The sequence below is a fragment of the Candidatus Similichlamydia epinepheli genome, assembly GCF_003056015.1.
Window position 1 is genome coordinate 1 of record NZ_PPEU01000029.1, and the last position, 9,971, is coordinate 9,971.

At 39.5% G+C, this 9,971-nt stretch carries 9 protein-coding genes and 1 tRNA gene; 7 read left to right on the forward strand and 3 right to left on the reverse strand.

The features are described from left to right. Window positions 1–220 precede the first annotated feature (220 nt). The 4 genes from GCCT14_RS02550 (at window position 221) to GCCT14_RS02565 (ending at window position 2,640) form a co-directional block, all read left to right on the forward strand. Window positions 221–1,090 (forward strand): AAA family ATPase, encoded by an 870-nt coding sequence (locus GCCT14_RS02550; RefSeq protein ID WP_108624110.1) that lies wholly within the window; start codon window positions 221–223, stop codon window positions 1,088–1,090. A gap of 36 nt (window positions 1,091–1,126) precedes the next feature. Next, the gene (locus GCCT14_RS02555; RefSeq protein ID WP_157952515.1) at window positions 1,127–2,086 is read left to right on the forward strand and encodes a hypothetical protein; all 960 of its coding nucleotides are present in this window, start codon (window positions 1,127–1,129) and stop codon (window positions 2,084–2,086) included. Window positions 2,087–2,122: 36 nt separating this feature from the next. Beyond that, window positions 2,123–2,204: transfer RNA gene (locus GCCT14_RS02560), tRNA-Leu, on the forward strand. A 31-nt stretch (window positions 2,205–2,235) separates the two neighbouring features. Beyond that, entirely contained in the window at window positions 2,236–2,640 is a 405-nt protein-coding gene (locus GCCT14_RS02565) for a DUF2177 family protein (protein ID WP_108624112.1), read from the forward strand. On the opposite strand, the gene GCCT14_RS02570 is transcribed toward GCCT14_RS02565, so the two are convergent. From GCCT14_RS02570 to GCCT14_RS02580, 3 genes are read right to left on the reverse strand one after another with little or no spacing between them, the layout of a single operon-like run. Beyond that, window positions 2,626–3,396, reverse strand: coding sequence for an ABC transporter permease (locus GCCT14_RS02570; protein ID WP_108624113.1), 771 nt, complete (start codon window positions 3,394–3,396; stop codon window positions 2,626–2,628). The two genes, GCCT14_RS02565 and GCCT14_RS02570, sit on opposite strands and share 15 nt — an antisense overlap. Before the next feature lies 1 nt (window position 3,397). Further along, window positions 3,398–4,270 carry an ABC transporter permease gene (locus GCCT14_RS02575; RefSeq protein ID WP_157952516.1) on the reverse strand — a complete coding sequence of 291 codons (873 nt, stop codon included), beginning with the start codon at window positions 4,268–4,270 and terminating at the stop codon, window positions 3,398–3,400. Between the two features lie 2 nt (window positions 4,271–4,272). Next, entirely contained in the window at window positions 4,273–5,391 is a 1,119-nt protein-coding gene (locus tag GCCT14_RS02580) for an ABC transporter ATP-binding protein (RefSeq protein ID WP_239978358.1), read from the reverse strand. Window positions 5,392–5,758: 367 nt separating this feature from the next. On the opposite strand from GCCT14_RS02580, the gene GCCT14_RS02585 reads away from it, so the two are divergent. The 3 genes from GCCT14_RS02585 to GCCT14_RS02595 form a co-directional block, all read left to right on the forward strand. Then, complete coding sequence (locus GCCT14_RS02585) at window positions 5,759–8,149, forward strand: hypothetical protein (RefSeq protein WP_108624115.1); 2,391 nt, start codon at window positions 5,759–5,761, stop codon at window positions 8,147–8,149. A gap of 203 nt (window positions 8,150–8,352) precedes the next feature. Further along, complete coding sequence (locus tag GCCT14_RS02590; RefSeq protein WP_108624116.1) at window positions 8,353–8,976, forward strand: hypothetical protein; 624 nt, start codon at window positions 8,353–8,355, stop codon at window positions 8,974–8,976. Window positions 8,977–9,208: 232 nt separating this feature from the next. Continuing rightward, a partial coding sequence (locus tag GCCT14_RS02595; protein WP_192875482.1) for a hypothetical protein occupies window positions 9,209–9,971 on the forward strand: 763 nt, incomplete at its 3' end.

Here is a 9,971-nt window from a genome sequence, read left to right on the forward strand (position 1 = left end):
TCGTTCGTATTCTTTCCATGAGAGGGTGCGCAATGGATATCAAAGGCTAGCTCAAAGCGCTCCACACAGGATGGTTTTACTAGAAGGGGAAAAGTCATCTAAAGAGCTTCTGCAAGATGCTTTGCAAGTATTGAAGAGCAGATGCTGCATCAAAAAAATATAATTTGTTTCTCTTTCAAATTTGGAAGATCTAAAGGAGCGCTGAGCGGATGTGGAGTTCATGAAACTTATTGGGCACGTGAACGTTTTAAAAATAGCACAAAATATTTGTAAGCATCGTCCTCGCGTACTCCTTTTTGAGGGACCTAAGGGGGTTGGGAAATGGCTTGCTGCGCGATACTTAGCGAAGCTTACTACTCCCAGTTATGCAATTCAAACTTTTGAGCCTACTGGTCAAATGCATACGTATTCCGTAGCTGAGATTGGTAATTTTTGCTCGTTTGTACATCTTTATCCTTGGAATAGTTCAACATCTTGTTTCATTTTTAATGATGTGGACAGGCTTACAACAGCAACAGCGTCTCATCTATTAAAAATTTTGGAAGAACCTCCGCATGCCAATTCGATCATAGTTTTGGTCTCGAGTTTTCCAGAACGTGTTCTTCCTACAATTCTTTCTCGTTGCATTCGTCTTCGATTTCATCTTTTGAGTTTGCAAGAGACATTGGATGTTTTAAAACAGAATAAAATCGAACTTCCTCCAGGTGAGATGGGGCGAAGGCTTCCTTTGCTGGGATCTCCTGGATCGATTGCATGTAGACTCGCCTTCTTTTCTGAGGGTTGGTATGACGTGATTGACTCTTTGACAAGAGAACTTCCTGTCCCAGGTGACGTTTTTCTCGAAAATTTGATGCGTCTCGAAAGGTTGGCTTGCGGCAAGTCAGAAGTGCTTGATCATCAAATGGAAAGGCTGGAGCTTTTTTGGGAGAGCTTGCTAGAGTCTCTGATATCATCATCTCCCGGGTTGAGAATCCCTACTTTGCATGTAGCGCATGCTCTTGCTCAGGCTAAGGAGGTGTCTCGTCGCGGGTTGCCTCCTAGATCTCTGTTAGAGTCTCTCTGGATAAAATGGAAGTTCGTCGATGTGTAAAGTAGTCATACGGAACGTTGACAGCTAGAGATGAACATGACGAAGTGTACAAACAATACCAAGTCTTTTGAAGGGATTTCATTAAAGGAGGGAGTTAATGAAAAATCTTTTTCCCTGCTGGAGCTCCCTTCTTTGGAGATGGAGAAACGCATTGACGTTCTTCCATTGCCTAAAAGTTTATCTAAATTTCTTTATCGATCTGGATTTCTTAGAATTAGGGATATATTAGATCAACCTAATTTTCTTTCTTTACAAGGATCGTTAACACAGTCTGATTGGGAATGCCTAAGAAATGAATTAGAAAAGAGAAGTGTTCTGAAAAGAACGCTTTTGTTTGAGAACAGAAAGCTTCTTGTTCTAATCTTGACTGAATTGGCAACTTGCTCTTCTCCGAGAGGTATCGATTCATTATTAGATGAAGAATTGACTCGACTCTCTTCTTACTTGGTAGATCAATCCGCTTCACTCAGCCCTTCTACATATGTTGCGCTTGTTCGCTGGTTAGAGAACGTTCTTCAAACTGTTACAAATCATCTTCTTGTTCCATGGCTTCGCGAAAGGGGAGGAATTGGGACTGCTGAAGAGATTAATTATTGGATGTCCTTGCGCTCGGAGGAGCCTTCGCTTGGCCCTATTTTAAAAAATGTCTTAGTAAGAGGGTTTATGTGGGACTCTTTTATTTGGGGACCATATTTACATGCGGTGAAACTTAAATGGTGTGAAGGTGTAACTTGGTACGTTATAGGTCACGAAAAAATTCAGTTTTTACATGATCTATTTGAACTTTTAAATCTCTGCTTTTATAAGCGCGGACAGTTATACAAATTTGATTATGTTCTCCAACTTATTCAAAGAGAAGTCGCTCCACAAGGTGTTGAATTACGTGGGTTGTTGCCTCGACTGTTTGCATCAATACCAGGACTGAGGATGGTTCGAACTCCGGACTGTCTTTTAGTTGAGAAGTCAGGTTCCAGTGGATTCTTTCTTGACCAGTAGGGACTATCGTGTGAGAATGGTCACCTTCCTGCATAGGCCCAGGTGGTGAAATTGGTAGACACGTCAGACTTAGGATCTGGTGCCGAGAGGCGTATAGGTTCAAATCCTATCTTGGGCATCTCTTAAAAAGGTTGGGCTGGGGGAAATTTATGATTTGTCTCTTTGCCTCTTTGCTTACTTCTTGCGTGAGAGCTGCGCTTGGGTTTCTTTGGTTTTGGTTAGTTTCCAGAGAGTCTATATTTTCTAATCTTGGCATTCCGAAAAAATCTTCTGTGTTGGTTTTGTGGATGATTCCGGTGTGGTTGTCTTTTGATTTAGCTAATCTTTATTGGATTCTTCGCTATGATCCCTCATTTCAAAGAGCTTTGTTCGAGGCTAATTTGTTAGGTGGGTTTGTATATATGGTTTTCAATTGCACAATGTTGGCGCTTTTGGAAAGTTGGACAGCGAGTTTTGCTCTTTTAGATCTTGCTTTTGGAATGTTGAGTAATGTCTTACTTGTAGCATTACATTTCTATCTTCGTGCTTTTATGATGGGGTTACCGATCGTTTGAAATTTTTTGAAAGGCCCATGAAGTGATTAATGAAAATCCTAACATTAGGACTGCGAGGGTATCTACGATTGGGGGGAATCCATTACGTATCATTCCATAAATTTCAAGGGGAAGAGTTGGTGAAGTTGGTCCGGACAAAAAGAAGGTTAGTACAAACTCGTCAATAGAAATTGTGAATGCAAGAATAGAGCTGGCGATGATTGTAGGTCGTATGAGAGGCAAAATTATTTCTGTTAATATTGTTTTGGGCGGTGCCCCCAAGTCTTGAGCGGCTTCTATCATGGAAAAATCGATTAGAGCGAGCCTAGAAAAAATTGATTGCAGCACGTAGACAATTGAGAAAACCGAATGTGCAACAATAATAGTTACAATTCCTAGTCCAGCTTTGACAAAAGAAAAAAAGAGTAAGAGTCCAACGGCTAATTGCAAGTCTGGTACAGTAAGAATCATTTTGTTCAAAAAGAACGTAGCTTGTTTTAGTGGCCAGTTTTTAGAAAAATGGCATGATAAAGCAGCACAGGTTCCAATAGGAACAGAAATAATAGTTGATAAGCAGGCGATAAAAATGGAATTTCTCATTGCGACCCAGATTGAGCCTTCAGATAAAAGTCCTTTGTACCATTTTAGTGTAAACCCACCCCACTCTGCACCAGATCGGCAAACATTGAACGAGTTGACCACAAGAACAAAAATAGGAGCGTAGCAAAATCCAATAACGCTCCATGCAATGACGCGAGTACATCTTTTCATTGGCATATTAGTTGTCCATTTTTCTACTGGTATTATTGAAAAATTTGTAGAAAAGTAACGTGCAGAAAATTGCTACGAAAGAACTGATCAAAGATACAGCTGATCCAATCGGAAGGTTGCGTTGTAATAGTATCTGTCGGACTATTTTGTTTCCGATCATTTCACACGATGTCCCACCTATAAGGCTCGAAAAAGCATAAGAGCTAATTGTCTGCAAGAAAACTGTTACTAATGATTGTAATATGCCAAATTTAATTCCAGGAATGAAGATATAAAGAAAGGCGTAAATTGTAGAAGCTCCCAAATCAGATGCTGCTTCCATAAGAGAAAAATCAAAACGATCTGCTGATGCATAAATCGGCAGCACAGCGAATGGAATCGAAACATGAATCATCGTTAGTAAAACGGCTCCTTTAGAGTACAGCAAGACACTTTCTGGGGAGATTAGTCTTAAATAAACAAGAAGTGACTTTAAAAATCCTTCCGGATGTAGAAGGATTTTCCAACAAAATATTCTAAGAAGAAAACTTGTCCAAAAGACGTTCATTATCAAGAAGATGACTCTAAGCCTTTTATGTCGTGGAAGGGTAGCGATGTAATAACCGGTTGGTATTGCCAATCCAACTGAAATAAGACAACATATTGCACTGATAATAAGAGTGCGAACTAGTATAGCAAGAAAGTTAGGTGTTTGGAAGGCCGCAACAAATGTAGAGAAAGTCCATCCAGCTAGTATTTCTCCATAGATATTTGCTTCGTGAAATGCGACCCATACAACTGTTAGTAGAGGAACAATAAAAAAAGTACCATTCCATATCAAAATTGGAATGAACCCAAGAAGCTCATATAAACATCTTTTTCTAGAATGTATGCTCTTCACTTCTATATTCCATCTTCGTCTTGCATGCCTTCTAAAATATATCCATCATCTGCAGACCAAGACAACCAAACTTGATTACCCCATTCGATACGTTGTTCATCGAGCAAGAAATGGTTGTGTTGCCGAAGAACGGATATTCTATGTGAGCCTACGCGGATCCAATATTTAGTATGAGATCCTAAATAGATAATGTCTTCGACTTGACCTGAAATAACGTTATCGAGTGGTGGCCTGTTTGGTTTTTCTAGACTGATATAAAACTTTTCAGGACGAACACTTAAGCATATTGAAGAGCCATTGAGAAGGTGACGGTCTTTGTAGCACGTAAGTTGCCCAAACTCAGCTACATCTACTAAAAAATAATCATCGAAATTGTGATGCTTGACTTCTCCTTTAAAAAAATTTGTGTCTCCAATGAATGCAGCAACAAATCTATTCTTAGGTGCTTCGTAAATTTCTGCAGGTGTTCCGATTTGTTCAATTTTCCCTTTATTCATGATAGCAATACGATCACTTATCCCCATTGCTTCTGATTGATCGTGAGTTACAAATAGGAACGTAATCTCCACTTCGTCATGAATTTGATCAAGTTCAAGAAGCATCTTTTGTCTTAATTTCAAATCTAAAGCAGCTAAAGGCTCATCTAATAGAAGCACCTGTGGCTTCATGATTAATGCTCTACCAATTGCCACTCGCTGCTTTTGCCCTCCACTTAACTCTTCAGGTAATTTTTGCGCGTGTTCGCTCATTTGAATAAGAGAAAGCATTCGATTTGCGGCCTCTTCTCTCTCTTTGTGAGGGGCTCCTTGCACTTTCATTCCGAATTCAATGTTTTCCAGAACAGTTAAATGCGGGAATAAAGCATAGCTTTGGAATATGGTGTTAACTTTGCGTTTGTTTGCAGGTAAACTTGTAATATCTTCTGACGCTAGCACGATTGATCCTGAATCTGGAGTTTCAAATCCAGCGATCATTCTTAATAACGAAGTTTTTCCACTTCCGCTTGGTCCTAATATAGAAAAAATCTCTCCTCGCTTCACAGACAGCTCACGGATGTCGATTATGCAAATTCCGTTTAGGGATTTTTTCAAATTAGAAAGGAACAAAAACGAATCCAACACGATCACCCCTATCCTACACTTGGTGGAAGGATACCAATTTATGATTAGAAAGTCCCGATGTTCTAAATATGGAAAAATCAAGTTTTTTATTGCTCAATAAAAATTATCTCAGGGTCTATTTAATAATTTTTATTAAGAGGGTAGATTTTTTTTAATTTAAGTTTTATAATTCTTTTTATAAAGCTTGTGCGTTATGAGCTTTTGCTAAATTTCCTATTGCCTTGTTCTAAGGCGATTCCCACTTTTTTCCTTCTATTTAAAAAAATCTTCTCTGACGGATTTCGCCGTTTTCTCTTGTTAAAGAACAATCTTTAATTTCCAAAATTTCTTGTCTTTTTCTCGTATCTTTTTGCTCTGAGGTATTCTTATGATTAATAGAATTAATCCCAATCCAACTCCGCCTTCTACAGTTACTACAATATCTGAGCAAGTTGATGCTGAGAGTTCCTCTTCTGAATCTGCGTCTGTGCAGCATGGATCAGATGTTCCAGACACATTAAATATGGCAGTTATAGAAACTCCAATTTTGATGGGGCGTAATGTTAGGGTATTAAGAATCGACCCATCAGATGTGCATGCAAACGCTTCTGGTAGTACATCTCAAGTCGATATTAATCATGGTGGAAGGAGGCAACGCAGATCAAGTCTTCCGGAAAGTAATTTACAGGCTGATGTTTCTGCTTTTCTAGCTAGTAGTACATCCCAAGCCGATAATAGTCGAGGGAATCAACGCAGGAGAGTAAGTCTTCCAGCAGGTGATCTACAGGCTGATGTTTCTTTGCTACTCGACAGAATGTCTCAAGCCAATAGTAGTCATGGTCGAGGGCATCAACGAAGAGTAAGTTTTTTACCAGATGATTTACAGACGAATGCCTTGCTATTTGATAATGCATTCCCAGTCAATAGTAATCGGGGGAATCAACGCAGAGTAAGTCTTCCAGCAGGTAATTTACAGGCGGATATTTCTGTGCTACTTGAGAATATGTCCCAAGTCAATAATGATCGAACGAACCAACGCAGAGCAAGTCTTCCAGCAGGTGATTTAATAGGGAGTGTTTCTGCTTTTCTAGCTAGTACATCCCAAGCCGATGATAGTCGAGGGAATCAACGCAGAGAAAGTCCTTCTTCGGATACTGGGCCTTTGAATTCTGATTATTCATGCGCTTTTGGCCGTGAAGTGGATTCAATTTTGAGGAGTGGAAACGGGCATGCACAAAAAGTAGTTAGGGGATTAACTGCAGGGGTAAGTTTAGCTGCAGCAGCATTCCTTGTGAGCACTCTAGCTAGCACTAGATCAGATTGGGTTGGTTACTCTGTTGCTGCCGCAACTGCATTCACCGCACAAGTTCTATTTTCCTCTAATCCTTTGAATGGCATTTCTTTTTTTATATCCAAAATTGCTAGGTCTTTTGGAGGGGGCGGCAATAATGAAGATAGTGTAGACGGAGCTTCTACTCCTCCTCCACAAGGACGTTTTAGGCGTTTGTCTGGTGCTATTATGTCTCGTCTGCGAGCAATGGGAAATTCAGGAGCAGAGGAACTTAGAAATTCGACAAGGGTATGTCAAGTTCGCGGGAAACTTGTGCCTATTGACAGGCTGTTGAGAGAAAATCCAAGTGATTGGGGAGATATATTGAGTAGTGGTCGGGCATTGCTACTTTCAATGCTTCTGTCAATGTATGCGATTAGTGTCTTATCTTATGCTGCAGTGGTTGACAGACCTAGTAGGGTTGAGACGAATCAAAATTCAAATGCAACAACTTCTGCAACAGCTTCACCACTTACCAGCTCCTCAGTTGCTCCATCTACAAGTTCAGCTTTTGTAACAACGCCCAGCAATCGCTCAGATATTCCAGAAGGTGGAGGGTTAATTCCTGGTAATTTCTTAATCGATGAACTTGGTCCAGAGGTCACTTTGTTGACTTGTCACATAATGAATATTTTGTGCTGCGTTAACAGGTTTTTCAACATCAGAAGTCATGGGATAAGGATTAGAGAGCTAATCGAAGATAGAGAAATCTCAGAGAGGTTCAATGCCAGAATTGCTATTCCTTCTATTTTGAGACATCCAAGTGTTGAAGATGAGGAAAGTTTATATGATGTCGTTGTCCCTACTACATCGGCTGAGGCTCCTAGCACATCAACAATTGTTCAGATGGAGCCTTTACAGCGGACGGAAGTTTCAGAACAAATATTTGTCGCTTCTCAAGCCTCAATGAGTATGTCAAACAGCGTTTCAATTGCAATGCCAACTATTCAAGAAGAGGAAGAGGAAGAAGAGGAAGAAGAAGAGGTTTTCTTCGATGCACCATCTGATATGGAATCAACTCGTGGAACAGGTTCATTTATTGTCCCTCCACCTGAAGAATTTTCTGACACTTTTTTCGATGCAAGATCTGATAGTGTAGATTCTCAAGGAAGTTTTTCTTTGGAAGATGCATTGGAAGACGCAGTAGATAATGACGGTGGTGTAGTAATTATTGAAGTTCCAGGTGAAAATGGTGGCCCTTTTGAAAGACTTGGCCCTTATAGAGTTGCTAGTAGAAACCTCTACAGTTTCTTTTCTGCAAATGGTAGCCCTTCTTCCGTAGAGATGACTTCTAGTACGCAGCCTGATTCTAGGTTTTCTGATAATTCTGAAGTACATGGTGCAGTTGGCGGACAAGATAGTGATCAAAGCACCAGCACTTCGCCTGATTCTTCCCCCAAGGAAGGAGGAAAGAGGAAGAAAAAGACTAAGCATGTGACGCTAGTTTAAGTTTTCTTCGGGGGAGTGACTCTTTGTCAGATCATCGATCTGAAATAAAACAAATTATGCTACAATCATTATTGAGACGTTACTCTCCATCTAGCTTGATGTTTACTGTCTCAGTCTATCCGAGGGTCGTTCCCTCCCCCCTCCAGCACAATTTCCCATTTTTCTATAAAAATTAATTAGCTACAAATTGCGGTGCCATACCTATGTTCATTAATTTTCAGCCGATTGTGACGCTTCGCGCTTTGAAACGAACTATTTTTTCTTTGCTTGTGACATGTGCTTTCATACCATGCGCCATTCTTTTGGGGATAGAAGGTTCAGAGACACAAATGTCAGATCTTTTCATTAAGGAGGAGGAATGGGCAAAAGACGGTTCCGAACGACACGCTAATATTCTCATGGTTAATTTTGTAAATTCTGAATGTGAGATAATGAAGTGGGCAAAAAAAGGGCTAGACCAATCAAAATGTTTGATGATAATGCTTTCCTCTAATGCAACACCGGTCAAACATCTATCTGAAAAATCTATAAAGCGGTTACAGAGTGAAGTTTTTATCTTAAGGTCAACTTCAGAAGTTATACGTAATAGTTTTCGAATACCGATTGAGGATGGAGAGAACTCAAGTATTGTACTTGCTTGTCCTATGGAAATAAGTAAGGAGGGTGAGTTGGTCATTCACTGGCTGGTTTTGGATGACAAGCCAGAGATTCTTGAGAAAGTTATGACTTATAGAGAGTCACTCAAGATGTTCTTCTTAAATTTGGTAAATGCTCCAAAAGAGGTCTCTAAGCAGCAAAGCAATACAGATTTTGATTCGAAAAAATAAAATTAAATGATTTAGGTACAACTGTATAAGGAACGTCTAATCATGAAATAGTCTAAATTGTGATTCGTGTTAGAAAGCTCGTTGATTTCAGATGAAGTAAAAATATAAATATTTGTAAAATGAGCCATCGCCTGTTTGTCTTCAAGAAGTCAAATTGTTGTTCGTTTTGAGGTGTTCTAATGCAAGGTTTGGTTTTCTTCTTATGTCCATTTCAGGTTCCAAAATGATTTCAGTGTCTAAGTTGATACTTCAGGTTAAAGTTCTGGCGCTAGTCCTTTTCCCTATTTATCAACTCGAATCCTCAGATAGTGTTTTCTTGGAATCTTTTGTCGACTTCATCAAAAATGTCTACTTTGATGAGGATTTAAAAGATAATAAGGTGTGCTCTAGCGTTCACTGTAATGAGCATTCAGAAATACCGAAAGATGCAGACGATTTTTTCGTAGATCCGGAGGTTCGCCTTGGACCCGGTTTGTATACTGAAAGAGAATCAAAAGTCAATAGTTATAAAAGTTACAATTTTGAAGATCGGATTGTTTCTAATTTTAGAGAATCTGAGGATATTTCCATTTGCAGTGATACAGACATTGCCTCGCACTTTGAGAAGGTTACTTCGGCAGAGGGAGGTGTCTTTGTGACAGGTTTCGCAAATAACGAAACTGAGCTTCTTGGATGGTGTAAAGATGCGGCTTTATCAGATAAGGCGCTGTTCGTCATTGTAGACAATCCTAAATGTTACTTTGACAATCTAACACTTGCTGGTCAAGAACATCTGCAAAACGCTACTTATGTCGTAAAAAGCAATGCTTCTGTTCTGTCCAAAACTTGTCGCTTCTATGAAACTCATAAAACAATTGGGGCATTGATTCGATCTACTTTTGACGATGTGAAGAATGGTATTTTCATTGAATGGATTACCATTCATCAAGATCAACGTCTTTTTATTGATTTGATGAACAGTAAAGTTCGAGTTAATGACTTCTTCCATGTTTTTA